At 67.6% G+C, this 21188-nt stretch carries 15 protein-coding genes and 2 pseudogenes; 5 read left to right on the top strand and 12 right to left on the bottom strand.

Annotation, left to right across the window (positions count from 1 at the left end):
• Window positions 1-377: 377 nt before the first annotated feature.
• A pseudogene (locus ACZ5Y0_RS32770) lies at window positions 378-1089 on the bottom strand (DUF2637 domain-containing protein); the annotation flags it as partial.
• A 480-nt stretch (window positions 1090-1569) separates the two neighbouring features.
• Window positions 1570-1805, bottom strand: a pseudogene (locus ACZ5Y0_RS32765) (hypothetical protein); the annotation flags it as partial.
• On the opposite strand from ACZ5Y0_RS32765, the gene ACZ5Y0_RS32760 reads away from it, so the two are divergent.
• Both ACZ5Y0_RS32760 and ACZ5Y0_RS32755 read left to right on the top strand, forming a co-directional pair.
• A complete protein-coding gene (locus tag ACZ5Y0_RS32760; RefSeq protein ID WP_469132294.1) occupies window positions 1785-2900 on the top strand; it encodes a glycosyltransferase family 2 protein in 1116 nt (371 codons plus the stop codon). The pseudogene ACZ5Y0_RS32765 and the gene ACZ5Y0_RS32760 sit on opposite strands and share 21 nt — an antisense overlap.
• 147 nt (window positions 2901-3047) lie before the next feature.
• Window positions 3048-3350, top strand: coding sequence for a hypothetical protein (locus ACZ5Y0_RS32755; RefSeq protein WP_469132293.1), 303 nt, complete (start codon window positions 3048-3050; stop codon window positions 3348-3350).
• 104 nt (window positions 3351-3454) lie between these two features.
• On the opposite strand, the gene ACZ5Y0_RS32750 is transcribed toward ACZ5Y0_RS32755, so the two are convergent.
• The 5 genes from ACZ5Y0_RS32750 to ACZ5Y0_RS32730 form a co-directional block, all read right to left on the bottom strand.
• Window positions 3455-4257 (bottom strand): IS5 family transposase gene (locus ACZ5Y0_RS32750; RefSeq protein ID WP_469132292.1). Its coding sequence is split into 2 segments (ribosomal slippage): window positions 3455-3918 and window positions 3918-4257, totalling 804 coding nucleotides; the frame shifts between segments, so codons are not numbered across the junction.
• Window positions 4258-5163: 906 nt separating this feature from the next.
• Window positions 5164-5601, bottom strand: a complete 438-nt coding sequence (locus tag ACZ5Y0_RS32745; RefSeq protein ID WP_469132291.1) for a GNAT family N-acetyltransferase — start codon at window positions 5599-5601, stop codon at window positions 5164-5166.
• Window positions 5602-5789: 188 nt separating this feature from the next.
• Window positions 5790-7241: an aldehyde dehydrogenase gene (locus tag ACZ5Y0_RS32740; protein ID WP_469132290.1), complete on the bottom strand. Its 1452-nt coding sequence runs from the start codon at window positions 7239-7241 to the stop codon at window positions 5790-5792.
• A 257-nt stretch (window positions 7242-7498) separates the two neighbouring features.
• Complete coding sequence (locus tag ACZ5Y0_RS32735; protein ID WP_469132289.1) at window positions 7499-8380, bottom strand: SDR family NAD(P)-dependent oxidoreductase; 882 nt, start codon at window positions 8378-8380, stop codon at window positions 7499-7501.
• A 238-nt stretch (window positions 8381-8618) separates the two neighbouring features.
• Complete coding sequence (locus ACZ5Y0_RS32730; protein ID WP_469132288.1) at window positions 8619-9455, bottom strand: oxidoreductase; 837 nt, start codon at window positions 9453-9455, stop codon at window positions 8619-8621.
• 168 nt (window positions 9456-9623) lie between these two features.
• Between ACZ5Y0_RS32730 and ACZ5Y0_RS32725 the strand changes: the two genes are divergently transcribed.
• Entirely contained in the window at window positions 9624-10169 is a 546-nt protein-coding gene (locus ACZ5Y0_RS32725) for a TetR/AcrR family transcriptional regulator (RefSeq protein ID WP_150157810.1), read from the top strand.
• Window positions 10170-10836: 667 nt separating this feature from the next.
• On the opposite strand, the gene ACZ5Y0_RS32720 is transcribed toward ACZ5Y0_RS32725, so the two are convergent.
• From ACZ5Y0_RS32720 to ACZ5Y0_RS32700, 5 genes are all read right to left on the bottom strand, one after another.
• Window positions 10837-10959: a hypothetical protein gene (locus ACZ5Y0_RS32720; RefSeq protein ID WP_469132287.1), complete on the bottom strand. Its 123-nt coding sequence runs from the start codon at window positions 10957-10959 to the stop codon at window positions 10837-10839.
• Between the two features lie 227 nt (window positions 10960-11186).
• Window positions 11187-14924, bottom strand: a complete 3738-nt coding sequence (locus tag ACZ5Y0_RS32715) for a hypothetical protein (protein WP_469132286.1) — start codon at window positions 14922-14924, stop codon at window positions 11187-11189.
• A 239-nt stretch (window positions 14925-15163) separates the two neighbouring features.
• Window positions 15164-15613, bottom strand: a complete 450-nt coding sequence (locus ACZ5Y0_RS32710; protein WP_469131987.1) for a peptidase inhibitor family I36 protein — start codon at window positions 15611-15613, stop codon at window positions 15164-15166.
• A 552-nt stretch (window positions 15614-16165) separates the two neighbouring features.
• Window positions 16166-16456, bottom strand: coding sequence for a hypothetical protein (locus tag ACZ5Y0_RS32705; RefSeq protein ID WP_469132285.1), 291 nt, complete (start codon window positions 16454-16456; stop codon window positions 16166-16168).
• 819 nt (window positions 16457-17275) lie between these two features.
• The gene (locus tag ACZ5Y0_RS32700) at window positions 17276-18178 is read right to left on the bottom strand and encodes a serine/threonine-protein kinase (RefSeq protein ID WP_469132296.1); all 903 of its coding nucleotides are present in this window, start codon (window positions 18176-18178) and stop codon (window positions 17276-17278) included.
• Between the two features lie 998 nt (window positions 18179-19176).
• Between ACZ5Y0_RS32700 and ACZ5Y0_RS32695 the strand changes: the two genes are divergently transcribed.
• Window positions 19177-20280, top strand: coding sequence for a globin domain-containing protein (locus ACZ5Y0_RS32695; protein ID WP_469132284.1), 1104 nt, complete (start codon window positions 19177-19179; stop codon window positions 20278-20280).
• Window positions 20277-20945 carry a pyridoxamine 5'-phosphate oxidase family protein gene (locus ACZ5Y0_RS32690; protein WP_469132283.1) on the top strand — a complete coding sequence of 223 codons (669 nt, stop codon included), beginning with the start codon at window positions 20277-20279 and terminating at the stop codon, window positions 20943-20945. Before ACZ5Y0_RS32695 ends, ACZ5Y0_RS32690 begins: the two co-directional genes overlap by 4 nt.
• Window positions 20946-21188 lie beyond the last annotated feature (243 nt).

The following is a 21188-nucleotide window of genomic DNA, read 5'->3' as shown; positions in this document are numbered from 1 at the left end:
CAGGGTGAGGACAGGGCTGACATCTACCAGTACGTCGTGGAGGTCAGGTTGGACGCCGCAGCGCTGCATCGCGCGGCTGACCAGTGGGACCGTTCTCTGGCTTTCCTCCCAGCCCGCTGATCCAGACGCCGACCTCCCCATACAACCGATTCCCACCTGCTGGGGCCGGATGACCCTCTACGATCCGGTGCATGCTGGATCCCGAGTTGCTGGACGCGGCCGCTCAGGCACTACAGCACGATCCATTACCGGCCGCGGGTCACGGTTACCCCGTTCCGTCGGCTCTGGCTTCTCGTGTGACGTGGGTGGCGTGGCCTCGAGCGCGGAGTTCTCCGGCCGAGCGGGGGCGGAAACCCGCTCGACAGTGAAGAGCAGCGGCGGTGCGTCGATGCCGGCAGCAGCGAGACCGGCGGGCGCCGTCTCGGCGAGCGGGACGCCGTAACGCGCCAGCCGCAGGGGCATCAGGGACTCCACCGGAGCCTTGCGGCGCCAGGCCCGGCCGAAGCGGGAACGCAGGCGGGCCTGGTAGACGAGACGTTCCTGCTCCAGCTTGATGACCTGCTCATAGGAACGCAGCTCCCACAGTTTCATCCGGCGCCAGAGGAGGAACGTCGGCACCGGGGAGAGCAGCCAGCGGGTCAGCCGGACACCCTCCATGTGCTTGTCGGCCGTGATGTCGGCGATCCGGCCGATCGCGTGGCGGGCCGCCTCGACGGACACCACGAACAGGACCGGGATCACCGCGTGCATGCCCACGCCCAGCGGATCCGGCCAGGCGGCGGCGCCGTTGAAGGCGATCGTCGACGCCGTCAGCAGCCACGCCGTCTGCCGCAGCAGCGGGAAGGGGATGCGGATCCACGTCAGCAGCAGGTCGAGGGCCAGCAGAACACAGATGCCCGCGTCGATACCGATCGGGAACACGTACGCGAAGTCCCCGAAGCCCTTCTGGAGAGCCAGCTCACGGACGGCCGCGTAGGAACCGGCGAAACCGATCCCGGCGATGACCACGGCGCCGGCCACGACCACACCGATCAGGACCCGATGTGTCCGAGTCAGTAAGATACGGTTCCCCCCACCCGGCCGGCGCATCTCGCCGCTCCCCGTGCTCACGTCCCACTCCCCTGCTTTCGCCTGGCAACTGAGCTGTTCACACACTCCCACGACGCGTGTCGGGTTGTGGCCTCCTGGGAACGGCTTCAGGTGGATCGTCCGCGAAAAGTGATCGCCGGGGGCTATCCGCAGTGGTGCACGGCGGGCGTGCCGGATCCGTTCTTACAGACAGCAGTGCTGCGCCTGCCCCCATGCCGAGAGGTCCGCGCCGCATGCATGATCTTCCCTCGAAAGGCGGCCTTGCGCGTGGCCTTCTTCGCGGTGACGCCCCCCCCCGGAGCCGACCGGGCGTGGCCTGGACTTGTCCGACGGCTCATGTGCGCTGCAGGTCGAGGCCCTTGGTGTAGGAACCGGAGACACCTGTGGCCAGGTGAAAGTGCTGTTTCCCTCCGCGGCGAGGGGCCCCATGGTGCGGGTGCCCGCGCTGCCTATGCCCGGAGGCATCGGGCTCCTTGCGGCGGCGAGTTCGGTGTTGTCCAGGTCTGCAAGGGCGCTCTCGCCGGACGTGAGGACCGCATCGGTCAGGGCGCGCTTGCAGTCGGGGACTCCCTCAATGTGGTCCTCGACCGTGCCCTCGGTGATCAGGCGGTTGACCTGGACCGAGCGCGCTGCCTGATCCTGCGCGCGCGGTCGATGGCCTGTTCCTCGACAGCCGATTTCCACGGGCGGTCGCAATGGATGACGTGCTCGGCACGGGCACTGCTGGCACGCAGCCACAGACGTCGACGACTTGTCACAGCGCGGGCCGCACCCTATGTTTCGAGATCATGCTTGCATCCCCGACGATCAGCGTCATAATCGCCACGCACGACCTTCAAGGGCACCTGGAGAGCTGCCTGGAGTCGATCCTGAACCAGTCCTTCCGTGATGTGGAGGTCATTGCGGTCCTGGACCAGTCCCCCCAGTGCCCTACTGACCTGGTGGATGCATATTCCCGGCGTGACGGACGAGTGTCAGTCGTGCGCCTGGAGGGGGTCGTCGGTATGGGCCGCATACGCAACGCGGGTGCGGAGCGCGCCTGCGGTGACTACCTGCTGTTCCTGGACAGCGATCACGTCGTCGCAGGTACCACCCTCCAGGCCATGGCCGACCGGTTGCGGGCTACAGGAAATCCAGACCTTCTTGTTTTCGGGCATACGCGTCTGCACCGCCACCGCTCCTGGCCCGGCGCCGCTGCCGGGCTGCTTGCCCGCCAGGGACGCGAGCCCTTCGCCCCCCTCGACCAACCCGAGTTGTTCGGCGCCCCCGCCTATTCCTGGGACCGCCTGTTCCGCCGCGATGCATGGATCCGACAGGGGCTTGCGTTTCCCGACGGTTTGCACGAGGAGGTCGCGATCGTGCCCCGCGCCATGCTCGCCGCTGACCGGATCGGCGTCCTGAAGTGGAACTGCGTCCAGATCCGCCGGCGTCACACCCAACATCCCGCAGGCGCGCCGGGCGGCACCCACTTCGACGTCTTCGCCCGGTATGAGGAGACCTTCGCCGCGCTGGTGGAGCGCAGCGCCCTGGACGTCGTGGCTCCCTTCCTCTTCTCCCGCATGATCCGCCACTACCTCTTCCTTCTCCATCTTGAGGGATGCCTCTCCCGTACCGAACGCCCACGGTTCTTCGAACGTGCCAGCGAGCACTATCGCCGGTTCCTCCCTGACGGCTACGAGCGCCCCGACGGCCGCGAGGGTGTCAGGTTCCAACTCGTCGCGAGCGGGATGTACAGCGCCTTCGAGGCCGCCAAACTCCCTCAGCTCGCGCGCGGACTCGTCTCCCGGGGTGCCGCCGTCCGGGGAACCTGACCCGACCGGGCGCTATGACTTCTTCCCCGTGGGCGCCCGCTCCGCCGCCTCGGCCTTCGGTGAGCTCCCGATGTACCGGCTCACCGCGGAGACCCACACCAACAACGGGCCGTCCCAGCGTCGGTAGACGCCTTCGGGAGTGTGCTCATGGATCGATTCGTGGGTCAGGCCCGCCTCGAATGGTGGGCCAATCACGCGACGTGCCTTGAGAAGTACGACATCGACATCACCGTCGCTGTCGACGCGGTCGGAACGTGGCGGGCAACCGGTCGGCATGCCAATGCCCTGGACACGCCCCAGCGCGAGGGTTGGGACTTCCTCATGGAGATGGACCCCTACTTCTCCATTGTGTTTCCCGGCGAGGACAACGGCGGGATCCTGGTGAGAGTCTTCGAGGCAGAGGATGGAACTCTCACGCTCACGGAGGCGCCGGACGGGACGGCTCGGTGAACATCACCTTCAACCTCCCCTGCGTTCTGCGTTCAGCACCGAAGGGCGGGAATCGACTTTGCCGCCCTGCCACCGCCTCCGGCATGTCGCCCCTCACCGATCTTTCAGAATGAAGGTCGGAGACGGCGAAGGCATATGAGGCTGCAGGCCAGTTCGAGCAGGCCCTGGTGCAGATCCGCGCGTCGTTCAATGCGGCGCCGCTTGAACTGGTGCAGCCAGGCGAAGGCGCGCTCGACGACCCAGCGCACCTTTCCCAGTCCGGAGCCGTGGGCGACCCCGCGTCGGGCGATCATCGGCTTGATGCCGCGCTTCCACAGCAGACGGCGGTACTTGTCGAGGTCGTAGCCACGATCGGCATACAGACGCCGGGGCTTGCGGCGCGGGCGTCCTTGCAGGCCCCAAATCGCTGGGACGGCGTCCAGCAGCGGCAGCAACTGGGTGACGTCATGTCGGTTCCCGCTGGTGAGCGTGACAGCGAGCGGAGTGCCCTGGTGGTCGACGATCAGATGGTGTTTGGAGCCGGGACGGGCACGGTCGACGGGTGAGGGACCGACGTGATCCCCCCTTTCAGGGCCCGGACATGCGACCCGTCCACGGCGCAGTCGCCCAAGCCCAGAAGGTCAGCGTGGCGCAGTTCGGCCAGCAGGGCGGCATGCAGACGCGGCCAGACGCCGGCCTCGGTCCAGTCCCGCTGCCGGCGCCAGGCGGTCACCCCGGAGCAGCCCACGGTCTCGGCCGGAACATCGCGCCAAGCGACACCAGTCCGCTGCACGTACATGACGCCTGCCAGGGCCGCCCGGTTCGCAACCCGACGCCGACCCGGGTGGCGACGGCGCCGTTCGGGAGCGGACGGCAACAGCGAAGCCACCCGCTCCCACAGCTCATCCGGAACAAGATCAGCACGCACCCGGGACACCCTGTGCCGATCAAGATGACCGAGCGCAAGACCTACAGCTCACTCAGTCTGAAACGATCAGTAAGTCCTCGTCCGGGATGCCCGCCAGCGCGCGGAAGACCAGGGACCGGAAGAGCGGGTCCGTCTCACCCTTGCGCAGCACTTCGAGGTGGTGCTCCGTAGGCGAGAGCCTCGCTGCCGGCTCAGGGGGCGCGGCTGCGGTCCCTGCGGCGCGACTTCCGGCGGCGCCGCGGAGCGCGCCGGATGTGCACGGCGCCTGGGCGTCGTCCTCCCGTCCGGAGGAAGAGGTCTGGCGCCTGCTGGCTGTGTGAGCTCCTGCCGCGATGCCCTGTCCGCCGACGGCGCCCCCTGGCAGTGGTCGTTGCGCGACCCCGGCGCCTGGTGGGCCGAGCGCGGCTGGCACACGGCGGCCCCCTGCGGGAGGCGGGCGACATGGGCGGCTGGTTGCTCACGGGCACGCGGCGCGAAAATCATCCTGCTGGGGAAACAGAGGAACCTCTGAGCGGCACGAAGAGAGCTGGCTGCTGATGACGGTGGCAGGCCGCGATGACGGTGCGATGTGCCGTCTTCGTCGCAGTGAGCCAGCTGGGGATGTACCGACCCATGCTCTCTTCGGATTTGTTCGGACAGGCTTATCCCTGCGAACCCGCATGCCGGACACGTGGTGGGTACGTGTAGAAGCCGGCGGCTGGGCAGTGGCGCTGCCGCCAGGCTGGCAATCACCGCCGTCCTCTCGCTTTCGGATCAGCGAAGGTGGGCGCCGCAGCCGACTCGAGGACGCGACCACGGTGCCCGCGCCGCTCAGTCCGTAGCGCAGCAGGAAGATGCGCCCCCGTGCCAACCGCCGCTGCGGGCCGTGACTGGTGCTTAACCCGGGTGCAGGGTGGGGCACACGCTTCAGACGGGCTCTGCGGTGGGCCAGGCACGTTCGTCGGGCACTTCGAGGGACGCCGGTGGTGCGCTGACGGCGGAGACGGTCTTACTCCAGCGCGGCCGGTACTGGTCCTTGTAAGCGTGCTGACCCGGGACAGTGCGGCCCAGATCGAGGCACTCGTATCCGGCCGTGGCCAGATCCTGTGCGAGGTGGCGCAGGAGGGCGTGGCCGGGAGCGAGGTCTTTGTAAAAAGGGTCTATGGCCGGCACCACGGAGTAGGCCCGGCGGTGTCGCGTCAGGCAGAGCTGGGCGGCGACGATCTCGTCGTCCACGGCCAGGGTGGCGATGAACGCCATGTTGGCGCCGCAGCGCTCAAGCACGGCCGGCCAGTGGAGTGCGCCGGGGGCATGGGGCGAGCCGGCAGGCGGCGCGTGGCCGGCCCAGCGGCGCGCGGTCCCCAAGGGCCGTACACGGCTTCCAGCCGCAGCCTGAGCCGCAGTTCGCCATAGGCCTTCACGCAGGGGCGCTTCTGCCGCGTGGACATGGTGGTTCTCTGCTGGGACGCGGGGCCCTCCGCAGGACTGCCGCTCGCGGAAAGCCCCGGTGCCGGGACCGCCGGCCGGGATTCGTGACCTCGGCCGGCGATCGGTCAGCGGGTGCGGGTGATGGTCTTGTGCTCGACGTAGCCGGTCAGACCGACCTTGCCGTACTCACGGCCGATGCCGCTGGCCTTGTAGCCGCCGAACGGACCGTCGAAGCTGTTGCCGGCGCCGTTGATGATGACGCCACCGGTGCGCAGCCGCCGGGCGACCGCCAGGGCGCGCTCGGTGTCGGTGCCCCAGACACCGCCGGACAGGCCGTACTCGGAGTCGTTGGCGATGCGGACCGCGTCGTCCTCGTCCTCGTAGGCGATGACCACGAGGACCGGGCCGAAGATCTCCTCCTGGGCGATGCGCATGGAGTTGTCGACGTCGGCGAAGACGGTGGGGGTGACGTAGTTGCCCTTCTCCAGGCCATCGGGGATCTGCGGGCCGCCGGTGACCAGGCGGGCACCCTCCTCGATCCCGATGTTGATGTAGTCGATGACGCGCTGTTGCTGGTCGCGGCGGATCATCGGGCCGATGAAGGTGTCCGGGGCGGCCGGATCGCCGACCTTGAGGGACTCGACCATCGTCTTGACGGCCTCGACGACCTCCTCGTACCGGCTGCGCGGCGCGAGGACACGGGTCTGCAGGATGCACGCCTCGCCGTTGTTGCCGAGCGAGCCGAAGCGCAGGCCCTGCATCACGGTGTCGAGGTCGGCGTCCTCCAGGATGACGGCGGCGGACTTGCCGCCCAGCTCCAGGCCGACGCGCTTGAGGTGGTCACCGGCGATGGAGCCGATGCGGCGGCCGGCGGCGGTGGAGCCGGTGAAGGAGATCTTGTCGATGCCGGGGTGGGATACGAGGTACTCGCTGGTCTCGCGGTCGGCGGGCAGGACGGACAGGACGCCTTCCGGCAGGCCGGCCTCGTGCCACAGGTCGGCGAGGAGCGCCATGCTCAAGGAGTTCTCCGGCGAGACCTTCAGCACGACGGTGTTGCCGGCCAGCAGGGCCGGGACCAGCTTCGCCGTGGCGGCGGAGAACGGCGAGTTCCACGGGATGACCGCGGCCACGACGCCGATCGCCTCGCGGCGCACGATGGTGTCGAAGGTGACCGACTCGTCAGAGGGCTCGATGATCTCCTCCCAGCCGAACTCCTCGGCGGCCTTGAGGTACGCCTTCACCTGGCGGGTCAGGAAGGGCTGACCTGCCTTGGTAAACCAGCCGGCCGAGCCGTTCTCGACGGAGATGGCGTGGGCGACCTCGTCGGCGCGGGCGGCGCGCAGCCCGTCGTAGCGGCGCACGACAGCCTGGCGCTCCTCAGGGGTGGTGTGCGGCCAGGGACCCCGATCGAAGGCCTTGCGGGCGGCGGTGACGGCCGCGTCGACGTCGGCGGGCGCAGCCTGGGCGGCGCTGCCCAGCACGGACTGGTCGTGCGGGGAGTGGACGTCGAGCCGCAGGGAGGGGTCGCTGGGGGCGACCCAGGCGCCGCCGATGTAGAGCTTGTCGCGAACAGTCATGGTTCCGGGTTCTTTCGTGCGGGTGATTGGCGGGACTGGGGTGTCCCTGGGGCACGCCGATGGGAGGGCGCGTGGAGGGTGGTGCCGCTTCGGCGGACAGGGTGTCCGCCGGTGCGGCCGTCGTCTGCGGCGCCACCGGGTCCGTGGTGGCGTGCTCGGGACACGCCGGCCGGTGATGTGCAGAAGTGGGTGGGCCGGACAGCGGTGCGGCCGGGCCGTGTGGGACTGTTGCCGGCCCCGGGTGGGGCGGTCCCGGCTCAGCTCTCGGCGGGGCGGACCATCCGTGCGACGGCGGTGTCGGCGAAGTCGCCGAGCCCGTCGAGGTCGGTGGAGACGCTGACCTCGCGCCACGCGGCGTCCTCGGCCGCGCGGGCCTCGGTGATCTGCGGGGCGAGCCAGGCGGCGTCGGAGCCGAGCAGGAGCCGCACCGGCGGTGCCGGCTCCTCGGTGAGGCGCAGGATCACGGCGGCCATCTTGGCGGGGTCGCCGCGCATCACATCCGGGTTGGCGCTGTAGGTGCGGGCAAAGGCGCCGACGGTCTCCTCGTACTCCTCGTGAATGGCGGGCATCGGCATCGGGGCGGCGGCCCAGGGGGTGCGAATGCCTCCGGGTTCGGCGAGCGTGACACGGATGCCGAGGGGAGCGACCTCGCGGGCGAGGATCTCCGTGAAGCCGCCCAGGGCCCATTTGGACGACTGGTAGGCGCCGAGGCCGGGCTGGTTGCGGCGGCCGCCGATGGTGGAGACGTTGACGATGCTGCCGAAACGGCGCTGGCGCATCACCGGCAGCACCGCCCGCACGGTGTTGACCACGCCGAAGAAGTTCACCTCGATGTTGCGGCGAAACTCGTCCTCCGGCATGTCCTCGATCGAGCCGACGCCGCGGGTGCCGGCGCTGTTCACCAGCACGTCGACGGTGTCGAACTCGGCGACCGCGTACGTGACCGTGTCGCGGGCGGCCGCCGGGTCGGTCACGTCCAGCGCCCGCACGCGCAGCCGGTTACGGTGCCCGTCCGGGACGGTCAGGGCGTCGGCATCCAGATCCGTCGCCACCACGTTGTGGCCGGCGGCGAGAGCCGCCTCGACGACACGGCCGCCGAGCCCGCCTGCGGCCCCGGCTATCAGAAAGGTCTTGGTCATTGCTCGCTGTTCCTGCTACTGGGCGGGGTCCGGTGGACGGGCCCGGTGGACACTGCGCGAAGGCCGCCGGCGGCGGCCGACAGTCGGAGGGCCTGGACCGCGGCCTCGATCGAGCCGATGGTGGAATAGCCGCGCCAGTGGATCGGGGGGCACCTCGTTCGATCAGGCGGGGGGCCCGTTCGTCCGGGTGAACGCCCGTGGGATCGGGCGGACGGCCCGCGTTCGGGGCGGCCGGGGTTCAGGCGGAGAAGTCGGTGGAACGGCTTACCTCGGCCCACTCGTTGGCCTCGGTGAGACGGTCTTCCTCTGAGCGGATGGCGATGCCGAGCGCGTCGCTGCCCAGCAGCAAGCGGCGTGGCGGCTGCGGAGCCTCGACGGCGCCGACGATGGCGCGGGCCATGCGGGCGGGGTCGCCGGGCTCGTTGCCGGCGTACTCGGCGAAACGGCCGAGCCAGGCGCCCACCGTCTCCTCGTAGTCGGGAGCGACGGGACCGGACGGCTCGGCGGCACCCGCGGCCCAACCGGTGCGGACGCCACCCGGCTCGACGATGGTGACCTTCACGCCGAAGGGGGCGACCTCGCTCGCCAGGACCTCGGAGAAGCCCTCGACGGCGAACTTGGCGGTCTGGTAGGCACTCAGACCCGGGGTGCCGCCGACGCGGCCGCCGATGGAGGAGATCTGCACGAAGTGGCCCGACCGCTGGCCGCGCAGCACCGGCAGCGCGGCACGGGTGACGTTGACCACGCCGTAGAGGTTGGCATCGATTTGGGCGCGGAACTCGTTCTCGGGAAAGTCCTCGATCGAGCCGCTGGTGGCGTAGCCGGCGTTGTTGACGACCACGTCGATCGAGCCAAAGCGATCGACCGCGGCGGCTACGACCTCGCGCGCATCGGACGGGGAGGTGACGTCCAGCGCCACGGCCGACAGGCGCTCGGGGTACTCCGCCCGCAGCGAGGCGAGCGCCTCCGGCTTGCGCGAGGTGACCACGACCTGGTCCCCGGCCTCCAGAGCCGCGAGCACCAGGGCCTTGCCCAGCCCTTGTGAACCGCCGGTGATCAGCCAAGTGCGTGACATCGTGCGTTCCTCGTTTCGTCGACCCTTGCACCGCCCAACAGGACAGCAACACCAATGTAGACGTGACAACTAGAAATGCAGCGTGAATGTTGCACTTCTGGTGGGTGTTGCTTCTCACAAGTCTCTGATGATGGTGTTAATGGAGCACAGGGATAGAGTCTGAGGCCCATGAGAGCCGACGCCGCACGCAACCTGAACGCCGTCCTCCACGCGGGGGCCCGGCTCCTCGCAAAGGATCCGGGCACCTCCATGGCGGCCATCGCCGCGGCCGCCGGGGTGGACCGCACCACCGTGCACCGACGCTTCGCCAACCGTGAGGCCCTGCTCAGCGCCGTCTTTCAGGCCAAGCTCGACTCCGCCGAACGCGTTCTGGACGAGGCCCGGCTCACCGAGGCCCCCGTCCCGGTCGCCCTGCACCGCTACCTGGAGGGAATCATCCCCGTCAGCCGCGTGTGGCCCGTCGACACGCGGCGCATGATGCGGAAGGACCCTGAGGCGAACGCCCGCCGGACGGAGCAGAGCAGCCGCCTGGACGCGTTCGTCCAGCGAGCCATCGACGAGGGGTACCTGCGCGTCGACGTCGGCGCGGCCTGGGCGCGTGCGGTCCTGGACGAAATGGTCGACACCGCGGCACACCGGTTCCCCGAGCTGGAGCCGCCGCAGGCGGCCGACCTCGTCGCCCGCACCTTCCTGGAGGGCGTCGGCGCGGCCTGACGCTCCCACCGGCGGTCCTGCGGCCTCACCCTGCGCCCAGATCCGGCTGACCTTCCGCATTTCCGGCACCCGTTGGCAGGCCACCCGTAGCCCCGCCAACCCAAAGGCGCGGGTGTCGCCGAAGAACCTCGACAACGACACCGAGATCGAGGACTCGCTGCCGGTGAAGAGCCCCAAGGCCGTGAGGTGACCGCCGGCGCCTTCGTCCAGGACCTCCTGGGCCTGCCGTAGGCAGCCCGGGGCACCACTCGCCTGGGACTGGACACCTACTACAACACCGTTTTGGCCCTGCGCCAGCACACCATCGCCTTCGCATTCTTGGGAGGCGGGAAGGACGAGGAGCGCATCCTGGCCCTGAAGGCAGTCTGTGGAATCCGGACCTCGCCGGCCTGGAGAAGAATGCGGCCGAAACCGCCTCCCGGCCACGCCAAGGCCAAGGCGGACCTGGCGTCCTGCAAGAAGCTCCGGGACAGGGGCAGCGTCGCCGACCCGGACCGGCTCCGCTCTGACCACGAGCAGAAGCAGCGCGAGTGGCGCCGCAGCGGTTCCCCCTGGCCGCGGTCGCGGGCGCCGTGGGCTTCGGATTGGTGAGCCGCTCAACTCGCGTCCCCTCGGGGAGACCGAGCGGACGGCCATCCACTGGCCGATGCCGTTGCGAACCGACCCGTCACCGTTCCAGTTGGTCCACCAGTGCGAAGGCCTCCGCGGTCCTGGGGTGGGTCCTGCCCAACTGGGTGCGCAGGTTCTGTGCGCCCCGGCGGGCGAACTCGACCGCGGACGAGTCGTTCAACGCGTGCAGTGCACGAGCCTTGAACAGGAGCGCGTACCCGATGTACAGGTGTCCGGGGTCGTAGACAGCCTCCCCCCTTACCCCCCAACGCCCACAAGAAAGTCGATCAAGGTCGAGGTAGAACACGGTTGCCAGCCGGCCGCAGCGCTCGGCAGGACCGGGCGCTGCGGCTGCTCGGCAGTCGTGAGCAGGTCAGACCCGGTCCGTGTCCGACCGGGCCGCGTCAATCACTCGGTGACCGGATTGAAATCCCATACGTCCGCGCTGTAATCAGGGCGGTCTCTGACGGTCACACGTCCGTGCAACTCGGCACCCGTGAGGTACAGAGGTTCGTCATATTCACCAGGGCCGGTGTGGTTGCCCAGCAGGAAACCGTACTGGGCGGGCTGCAGGCACCACAGATAGCTGTCGGCGTTGGCGACGAACTCGGTCATCGTGACCTGGCTGCCGTTGAAGGGCTCTTCCGTGTCGCCGGTCGACGTGACGTACCGCCCGCCGTTGGCCAGATAGAAGCACTCGTCCGAGCCGGTTCGACCCGCGGGGATCGTGGTGAACCGCTCCTCGGGCGCATCGTCGTCCTCGTCCAGGATCACCTCGCCGGTGGCGTCGTCCCCGGTATTGAGAATCCACGGCAGACCGTCCTTCGACCTCAGCAGAACTTCGTTGCGAGTGCCCACCTCACCGGCGTCTTGGAGGAACCAGCGCTGGTTGGGCGCTTGACCGACCTCGTCGTGGGCGAAGAGCGTGCCATTCCTGATGTCGGCCGTGAGGTACTGCTTGGTCTTAAAGTTCTCCAGGCTCCAGGTACCGTCACCCTGATAGTGCGGCTTCCAGAGCTGATCGAGCGCCGGGCTCTTCCAGAGCACTATCTTTCCGTCGGGCTTACCGCCCTCTTGTCCCAGATAATGGTTGTAGAAGTCCGGGTCCTTGGACAGCAGGTTCACATAGCCGGGGTGTTCGGAAGACTCCTTCAGATCGAACTTCAAATTCGAGGCGGGATTCTTGTAATCGAACGGCACGTCACCGATCACATTGCTGCCGTCGATGGGCAATCCCGCCACGTTGACGGTGTGGGCACTCATCACGACGACGTTGTTCCGCGGAAGCGTCGGCACATTCGACGGCGGCGGGGCAACGTCCGGCAGATCAGTAAGGTAGTGCCAGACGGGATAGTGGTCCGAGTCGGTGTAGTCGTCGAGCCGCGCCGTTCCGAAAATGTTGAGACCAATGGCGACCGCATAATCGAGGATGTGGGGAGTGCCCGATCCAGAGGTGGGATGTGTCGGAGTCGACGGGAAACGGGTGAAGTAGCCGTTCCCAATGAGATGAGCCGCCAGATCGTACGGTTCCCGGTTGTAGTCGCCCGCGGCGATCCAGGGCTGTGACTGATCGTGATTGGGGCCCGTGTGTTCCATTGCGTATCTGATGTTGTTCAGCAATTCGGGTGCGTCTTGGCCTTGGTTGTCCGCACGCGCGTGTATGGTGAAGTAACCGACGCCGCCGACGGTGATACCAAGTGCAGGCCGGGAATAACTTATGCCGAGCACCGGATCATAGTCCGCCGGCTCGATGACGTGCAGGTCCTGCGGAGCGACCCGAGTTCTGCTGGCGATGGCGAGGTTGACTCGACCGTCATTGGTTGTTCCGCTGTTCGTATGCAGCCAGTAAATATATCCTGTCGTCCGAGATCCACTGCTCGTGCTGGTGCTGGTGCTGGCACCGGTTCCGGTGCCCAGGAGTCGGTACTCCCGGATCGGGGGGTACGTGCCGTCCGGGTGTCGCCAGACGCTCTGAGGGTGGTCCTCTATGAATTCGAGGCGGGAACCCGTCGGTGGAGTGCCGGCTTCTTGAATGAGTACGATGCGGGCGCCTACAGGTGGCGTATCCTCCATCAGGTAACGCAGATCGTCGTACTTATTGTGCCGCCCTCCGTCCGACAGCGCGCCCTGCATGTTCCAGTTGGCGATCGCGTGCGCCCTTCCGGCGCGGGGGTCGAGTTCGCCGCCGGTGTTGCTCAGGAACAAGGACGGGCGCTTTCCCAGGGCGAGGGGCACCACGCCATGTCCCTGGTAATCCAGCGTCTCCCGGCCGGTCCAGTCCGGGATCGACTGCCCGTCATGGCTCAGTGGCTCGAATTTGTCCGGGGCACCGGTTGTGGAGCCGAACTGGAAGGCGGTACCGGACTGCGCGCCGTACGGCGTGTACGGCTCGAAAGGCCCACCCGGGGTGGTCTGCTTGATGAGGGTGTTGTTGTAGAAGACGTTCTGCGGGCCGGAGGAGCCGGACCACTTGACCGCCTTGGGGCCGGCCGCCCACCAGATGGGGTACCACGTACCCTCGTCGATCTCGCCGCCTTCACCGCCGCAGTTCGTCTGGCAGTTGGCCGAGCGGTGTTCGTATGGGACCTTGACCGTGTTCTGTTCGAACAGGTTGTTGTGTTCCCAGCCTCCGTGCAGGTTCAGGTCGGAGTCGAGGTTGTTGCGGAAGGCGACGTTGCCGCTGGCCGACCACTGGAAGGTGAAGTGGCGCAGGTTGCGGCTGAGGTTGTAGGCCCACAGAGAGTTCCACACACGGCTGCCGCGCAGGTAGCCGTTGCCCCCCTTGCCCTTGTTCCAGGCCCCGTCGAAGCTGTTGCGTTCGATCTGCAGATTGAGGGCGTTCTCGGTGACGATGGGGTGAGAGCCGGTCATGGTGGCCTTGAGCCCGCGCGCCCAGCTGTTGGCGGCCCACTTGTAGACGATGCCGTGCATCGCGTACTCGGGGGCCATGTTGCCGTAATTGTGTACGGCCTGTTCGGCAGTCAGCTGATACGTGCCGCCGCCCAGCTTGGGCAGGCCGTTCATGTCCTGGGTGAAGGCGAAGTTCTCGAACCCGACACCTTCGACGATCTGCAAGGGGGTTACCTTGCTGGCGTACGGCTTTTCACCCAGCGACTCCGAGCCGTCCGAGGTGGAGTCGACCGGCAGGTCCCACTCCAGCGGGCGGTCCAGTGTGACGGTCTTCGCATCGGCGTTGACGCCGGTGACGCGGAACATCTGCTGGCGCATGTGGAGGTCGTCCATCACGCCTTTGTCGGCGACGCCCTGCTGCTCGAAGAACTTGACGCTGTTGGCCGCACCCACCCAGACGTAACCGCCCGAGGTGAACTTCGACATGGTGGCCGTCGATACCAGCTGCACCACGGTGTCGCCCCGACGGGCCGCGTACCCCGCGTCGTAGGACTTGGCGGCCACCTTGACACCAGAGGCCCAGTGCTGGTTGACGGAGCCTTCGAAGATGTCCTTGCGGTTGGCCGCAGCGGCCGCCCAGTCGTCCTTGTACCGATCGGCGACGTCCCGGGTCTGTACCCGGAACATGCCGCGCCCCGGCCACATCCAGCCACCCGTGCCGACGTCGCTGCCGCTGCCGGCCGTCATGCTGTCCTGGTCCCAGCGCCCGTTGACCACCGTGTCGTAGCGGGTGTTGAGATCCGGTCGGAACACCAACTTGGTGCCGCCGTCGGCGGACCCCTGCCCGCGCACGATCAGGAAACTGGCGTCGACGTAGATCTGCCGGGACAGATCGATACGTCCGGACGGCAAGGAGATGAGCGAGAGCCGGTCGTAGCTGGCCGACGGCGAGCACTGGCTCTTGATGTCGTTGATCGCGTTCTGCAGTCCGGTGGTGTCGTCGGACCCGTCATCCGCGGTCACCCCGTACTTAAAGGAGAGTTGTTCCGGAGTGATGCGACAGGAGGCGTCGTCGGTCACCTCACCGCCGCCGGGCAGCGGCGCGCCGCCCCGGTATCCCACGCGTGACCAGTCCGGGAGGCCAGGGGCCGAGGCAGTACGATTTGCGCTACTGAGATCCGGTCCCTCAGCTCCTGGCCCCTCCGTCGGCCCGTCCTCGGCCGCCGCGACGGGTGCCGTCAAGAGAGACGTCGGCGCCGCTGCTGCGGCCTCCGGCAATGACAGTGCGAGCAGCATGCCAGACAGAAGAATGGCTGCTGGTCGAAACCGTTTCACGTGACTTCTTTCTTGTCATCGCGTCGCTCGGCTCCTGGGAGCGACACGAAAATGAGAACTGCCCCCGCTCCTTGGCGGATACCGGGGCATGTGCCGGCCCGGGGCGGTTGCACGACCTCATTCAGGCGCGTGAGGCCTCACTCGCGATTGCCTTCGCCCAGGAGCACGGACTTGGAGGATCAGGTGATCCCAGCGACTTCCTAGCAGTTGTAGAACCTGAGGGAAGAGACCCTGTCATTCAGGTATGCCTGAGGGGTTCCGTAGGAGTAGTCGTGCTTGAGGCCCCAGTTCCAGGACGGAGCGGTGTCGATGAGCGAGGGGTGCAGATCCCCATTGGGGTCGTCGTAGAACTCGATCCCGCACTGGGAGTTGTTCAGCCAGGACGACGTCTGATTATCGGCCGCTTGACCGTTCAGAAAGTGCTTGCCTATCAGGTAGACCATCTGCGAGGGGCTGCCAGTCGGAGGAGGGGTGAGGATGACCTTTGAGCCCGCTCCACCACCATCCTGATAGAGGCAAAGCGCCCATGCCGGGCAGTCAGCGTAAGGAGCGTTCGCCGCCGTGGCGGACGGCGCCGAGAAGAGCAGCGACGTCCCGGCAACCGCAGTGGCGGCCGCGGCAGTCAGGAGCCTAAGTGCTTTGTGATTCATGGGACTGAGCTTTCTGAGTGACTTCAGCATGGAGCAGGCAGGTCGACGACACACCATCTCGGCCGTTCGACCCAGCTCGCGCACAACACGTTCACCTCGACCCGCTTGTTCGGAGCCGAGGCTACGGACTGCACAAAGTGACAACTGGGTAACGGAGTTCATCAACCTGCTTCGAGTCCTCTTTGACTTCGAGCGTGGATGACCAGATGAACCCGAGGCAGCGCCATGTCAGTTGTGGCCAGCTGAACCGAGTCAACCAGAATGTCCTTGATTGGTCAAATGATCCACGCTCCACGACGGGAAAGCGGGTGCCACGGTCAATGTCCTGTCGGCTGACGGCACTTGGGCGCCGTGCTCGCCGGATACCCGCTGCTCTACCCGGGTTCGTATCCCGTGCCAGGGCAGCGCCGGCGAGCGTCCTCGGACGCCTCGAGCCAGGTGCTCGGTCGGCTACCTCTTGCGACTCAACCTGGCGTTCGAACATCTTCCGACGGTCAGAAGTGCTCCGTCGCCGAGGTCGAACTCGTGGTGTTCTCAAAAATCAGGTCGGTGTCAACGGGGCAGCCCTTGTGAGGTCCCCGCGGTACCGGACGTGTCGCAGGTCGAGCCGGATGTGCTGGTCGAGCGTTCGGGAGTGCAGAAGGCGACGTCCGGCAGCCAGCCGCGTCGCAGGAGGGACCGGACCCCTTCGGCGGAGTCGAGGCCGGATACGCGAAGCAACGGGTAGTTGTTGGTCATCCAGTCCCGGGATGCGGCGAAGTCCCGCAGATCGGCGTCCTTGTGGAGGTTGAGGTTGTCCCAGACGAGCAGCATCGGGCCACCGAGCCGGCTGTTGTGCGGCATCAGGAGGTCGCGGCAGTCGAGCCAGGAGACACTCTTGCGGCCGTGGCGCCTACCGTCGTCCCTGCGTGGTCAGTAGACCAGCCGGGGCCAGTGGCCGGGCTTGCGATAGGTCAACGTGGCGACGGAGAACGCTGTCGGTTGCCCATGGGCTCCGCGACCTGGCCAGTGACGTGCCCACTGTCCGGTCGGCAAGGCCGTCAAGTGGCGGTGGTACTCCTGCACGGGTGGCCCGACTCAGTCCTGCCTGGGCGGGGGTGGCGTGGATGAGGGCGTCCAGGAAGTCGCGCGGGGCTCGGACGGCCCGGCCTTCGGCATGGATCGACCAGTTCGGATCATCATCGCGGGCGGTGTCGAAGTCTCCGTTCTCGTCCAGGAGCGCCAGGGCTTCCGCGACGGTCTCGATGGCGGCCGGGTAGTCGGTCACCGGGCTGGCGAAGGTGCCTGGGGCGGGGGCCGGCAGGACCGGTGAGCGGTACGTGGGGTCTTCGGTGACCAGGGGGCCCAGGACTGTGACGGCCAGGGCCCAGGTCGGGTGGCATACGGCACGGTCGGCGCGTCTCCGTGCGGCAGGTCTCCAGGGAGCCCTTCTGTGCGTTGTTGAGCAGGACGAGTTTGCCGTTGTCGGTGCCGATCGATGACTCCTCCAGGAAGTTGACGACCTTGCAGTGGAGATCACCGCCGCCGTACGCCGCGTACTCGCTCTCCACGGGGCGTGGCGGGTTGTCGGCGAGCATGAGCTGGTACCCGTCTGTCAGATCGATGCCTTTGTAGGACACGGGTTTCGGGTCCTTCCTCTGTTGTCCCGCACCCGCGCCTCCGTCACCGCCCGTGGGGCCGCTGCTGGTGGTGGGGGCGCCGGTTCCCTTGTTCTCCTCCTTGCCGCCTCCGTCCGAGAGCAGGGAGCCGATGACTCCCAGCATGACCAGCGTGCCCACGATCGGCGCGGCCACGATCAGCCCCCGTCCGCCTGGGCTTCCGGCGCGCCTCCGGACCAGATGGCTGGTGGGTGACGGGCGGCGGCGTGTGGTTCGCCGGGTAGCCGGGCGTCGCGGTGTGGTGACCTGGCACAGGGGGGCTCAGGTGCCCGGGGTGCGGCACCGGCGACGGAGCACCCGGCGCGGACGGCATGGCCAACCCGGTCGGCGCGTACGGGTCCACCGTGCCGGGCGGCGGAGTCGACGGTGAGACCTCGGTCGGCGTCGGAGCGACGGTGGGCATCGGCCGCGGGGTCCTGGCCGGTTCGGGCAGTCGGAGCCGCTCGGTGATCGAGTCGGCGACCGTCTGCGGCAGCCAGTTCTCACCCTGGTGCAGTGCGGTGGGCGACAGTTCGTGGCACAGCTCGATGATCTCGGTCAGACTCGGCCGGTCGGCGGGGTTGCGGCTCAGGCAGCGGGTCACCATGGGCAGCAGCTCAGCCGGCAGCCGGGACAGGTCGGGGTCCTCATGCACGGTCCGGTAGAGCACCGCGTGCGAGGAGCCTTCGCCGTATGCGGGGGAACCGATCGCGGCGAAAGCCGCGATCTGCCCCAGAGCGAAGACATCGGTGGCGGGGGTGACCGTACCGGCCGACGCCTGCTCAGGCGCCATGAAGGCCGGGGTGCCGACGCTGACGCCGGTGCCGGTCAGCGCAGTCGTGTCGGCCGCGCGGACGATTCCGAAACCGATCACGCGAGGACCGTCGGAGGCCAGAAGTACGTTGGCGGGCTTCAGATCCCGGTGCACGATCCCCGCGCCGTGAATCACGCGGCTCGCTGGGCGTCCGTGAGGGCACGCAGCACCACCGCTGCCTGGCCCTCCGCAAGGTCCGGCACACGACCCTGCGGCTCATCGGCGAGCACTACCGACGCCCCGTGGGAACCCGCCGCTCCTGGCAAGGCCGCGACGTCGGCATCACCGGCATCACCATCGACGGCCATGGACTTCGGTGACGCGGCGTTCTCCGGCGGCAGAGTGTTCCTTCAGCGGCGCGACGGGTTCCCCCCTCCTGAAGGGCTTCTCGCCGCCGACGACCCCCACGAACTACCGAGCATTGGACGGCCGAGGCGGGTGGCGGGCGCCGCCATGCTCGGAGGCCGGCCGGTCTGCTCGGTCAGGGCGTCGATGGCGGCTCGAACTACGGTACGAGCCGGTAGGCGGCGATGGGCAGTCACCGAGCGGTTCCGTTCGTGGTGAGGAACTGACGGATCGCGTCTCGGCGCCGGACCAGATCGGCGCGCAGAAGCGGCGCGAGGAGACGTCGGTCGCGGAGACGCCGGTCGCGGAGCCCGCGATCAAGAACACGGTCGCCCTCTCCCGATCCGGACCAGCCCTGCGCCCTGGGCGGTGACTTCAGAAGAGCCCACCAGCGCGGTCCAAGATCACTGGGCACCAAGAGGCTGCATGCCGACACAAGACATGTGCGCAGTTCTGGGGTGCCTGTCCGGCCGCGCGACGCGGCGTGCACAATGTTGCGTCCCCCGATCATTTCGCAGTTCTCATGAGCTGCCGGAGCTCAAGAGCCCCCTCACGATTGCGAAGCTCTTCTTGACTGCACATTCGTTCGACTTGGCCGCTACGGCGTCTGGCGCGGCCGTTTCCACCCACACGTCGCCTTGTCGCCTTCCCGCCTTCCGTCGCCTTCCGTCGGACGGTGATGCGAGATGATGCCGACACCGCCCACGGCCAGACAAATCATGCTGGTTCGCTCCAGCTTGTCGGTAGTCGCACCACAGGCCACGGAGATGACGGTGTACTTCTACGCTGTTCTCTTCGCCCGCTATCCCGAGGTGCGAAGCCTGTTCCCCGACAACATGGACGTCCAGCGTGACCGGCTGCTGCGTGGTCTGCTGCGTATCATCGACCTCGTCGACGACGTTGACAACCTTGTCAAGTTCTGCTCGCGGCTGGGCCGCGATCACCGCAAGTTCGGGACCATGGACGCCCACTACCCCGCGGTGGGAGAGTGTCTGCTGGCTGCCCTGGAACGCTATGCGGGGCCGGCGTGGAACGACGAGGTCGCCGCCGCCTGGACCAGTTCGTACGCCATGGCGGCCCACGTGATGATCACGGCCGCCGCAGAAGACACTCGCCTACGCCCTGCCACCTGGGAAGCGCAGATCATCCACCATGCCTACCGTGGGCATGGAATCGCCGAGATCACGGTCCGTCCCGATCTGCCCTACCCCTATACGGCCGGGCAGTACGTGAGCATGGAGACCCCCTGGTATCCCCGTGCTTGGCGGCACTACTCTCCCTGCCACCCACCGCGTTCGGACGGTACCCTCACCTTCCACGTGCGGGCTGTGCCCGGTGGCTCGGTCAGCAGCGCGCTGGTGTATCACGGGGCGCCAGGTCACATCGTGCGGCTGGGGCCACCGGAAGGCGACATGACGCTGGCGTCGGCAGGGGACCGCGATCTGCTGTGTGTGGCAGGCGGTACCGGTCTCGCGCCGATCCGCGCGCTGCTGGAAGAAGCAGCCGCTCAGGGGATGCGCAGATATGTCGACCTCTTCGTCGGGGCGCGTACCGGCGAAGAGCTCTACGGTCTCGACGACATGCTGCGTATGGCTCAGCGCCACCACTGGCTAACGGTCCGGGCTTCTGTCTCCCACCAGGAGATTCCCGGCCAACAGGGGACGCTCCCGCAGGTCTTGCGCGAATTCGGGCCGTGGTACCGGCATGCCGCTTTCCTGAGCGGACCACCCGTCATGGTCACTACAGCGGTAGACACACTCGTGCGCCAGGGCACACCGCGGGCTCACATCCACCACGACCCGATCGACACCCCCGTTCTCACCGCCCCCCTCACTCCACCCCTACCTAGTCTGGAGAACGATTACCTGTGACGCGCCACGAAGCCACTCCCTCGCACGGAGAGCGCAGACTCCAGGCCACTCTTGGCACCCAGGAGCGGGCAGACGCCTTCTATGACCGGCAGGTGCACGCACATCTCACCTCGGCCATGCGTGACTTCATTCACCGTCAGTCCATGGTCTTCCTCTCCACCGCGGACGCCCGCGGACACTGTGACGCCACGTTCCGTGCAGGTCCCCCCGGCTTTGTCACCGTTCTGGACGAGCGGACCGTGGTATACCCCGAGTACCGCGGTAACGGCGTCCTCGCCAGCGCAGGCAACATCACCGAAAACCCGCACATAGGTCTGCTGTTCATGGACTTCACCCGAGACCACATCGGACTGCATGTCAATGGCTCCGCCGCGCTCGTGGGTGATCGCGAGTTGCGTGACGCGCATCCCTGGATACCGGCCGACCCTGCCCCAGGGCGTAGACCCGTACTGTGGACTTTGATAGGGGTCCATGAGGCATATGTGCATTGCTCCAAAAACATCCCGCACCTTGAACCCGCGCCCCGCACCCCTTCTGCCCGGGTACGCACACGCCTCAAGGATGCCGACTACTTCGTCGAGAGCCCCGCTCCTCCACTCGCTGCCGCCGAGCCCAGCCACGGAAGATCCCTGGAGCATGACCTTCTGGGACGGTGTGATCACTGATCTCGATGCGGACCGCTACGCCACCGCCGCACCATCCGCGACACCTGTGGAGGTTCCCGGCGGGACGTGACGCCAACGGGGCCTCTCCGCTGCGAGTCTCATGGGTCGGCCCATGAAGCCGGTCGCACCGAGACCGCAGGAATACGGAGGGCTCCGACAACCGCTGTCACGCCAACGCAAGATGGACGGTCGACCGGTGGCGGACGAAGTCGCAGCCGCCCGGCACGAGGCTCTGGCCATACG

It is taken from the genome of Streptomyces sp. NPDC033216, from assembly GCF_055577115.1.
Note: the sequence above shows the minus strand (reverse complement) of the source record. Positions and strands in the feature narration are given on the sequence as shown.

What these genes read in the sequence shown, in the direction of transcription:
- ACZ5Y0_RS32760 (WP_469132294.1), top strand. Translation starts at nt 1,785, where the DNA reads ATGGATGACGTGCTCGGCACGGGCACTGCTGGCACGCAGCCACAGACG.
- ACZ5Y0_RS32755 (WP_469132293.1), top strand. Translation starts at nt 3,048, where the DNA reads ATGGATCGATTCGTGGGTCAGGCCCGCCTCGAATGGTGGGCCAATCAC.
- ACZ5Y0_RS32740 (WP_469132290.1), bottom strand. Translation starts at nt 7,241, where the DNA reads ATGACTGTTCGCGACAAGCTCTACATCGGCGGCGCCTGGGTCGCCCCC.
- ACZ5Y0_RS32735 (WP_469132289.1), bottom strand. Translation starts at nt 8,380, where the DNA reads ATGACCAAGACCTTTCTGATAGCCGGGGCCGCAGGCGGGCTCGGCGGC.
- ACZ5Y0_RS32730 (WP_469132288.1), bottom strand. Translation starts at nt 9,455, where the DNA reads ATGTCACGCACTTGGCTGATCACCGGCGGTTCACAAGGGCTGGGCAAG.
- ACZ5Y0_RS32725 (WP_150157810.1), top strand. Translation starts at nt 9,624, where the DNA reads ATGAGAGCCGACGCCGCACGCAACCTGAACGCCGTCCTCCACGCGGGG.
- ACZ5Y0_RS32715 (WP_469132286.1), bottom strand. Translation starts at nt 14,924, where the DNA reads ATGCTGCTCGCACTGTCATTGCCGGAGGCCGCAGCAGCGGCGCCGACG.
- ACZ5Y0_RS32710 (WP_469131987.1), bottom strand. Translation starts at nt 15,613, where the DNA reads ATGAATCACAAAGCACTTAGGCTCCTGACTGCCGCGGCCGCCACTGCG.
- ACZ5Y0_RS32705 (WP_469132285.1), bottom strand. Translation starts at nt 16,456, where the DNA reads ATGCCGCACAACAGCCGGCTCGGTGGCCCGATGCTGCTCGTCTGGGAC.
- ACZ5Y0_RS32695 (WP_469132284.1), top strand. Translation starts at nt 19,177, where the DNA reads ATGACGGTGTACTTCTACGCTGTTCTCTTCGCCCGCTATCCCGAGGTG.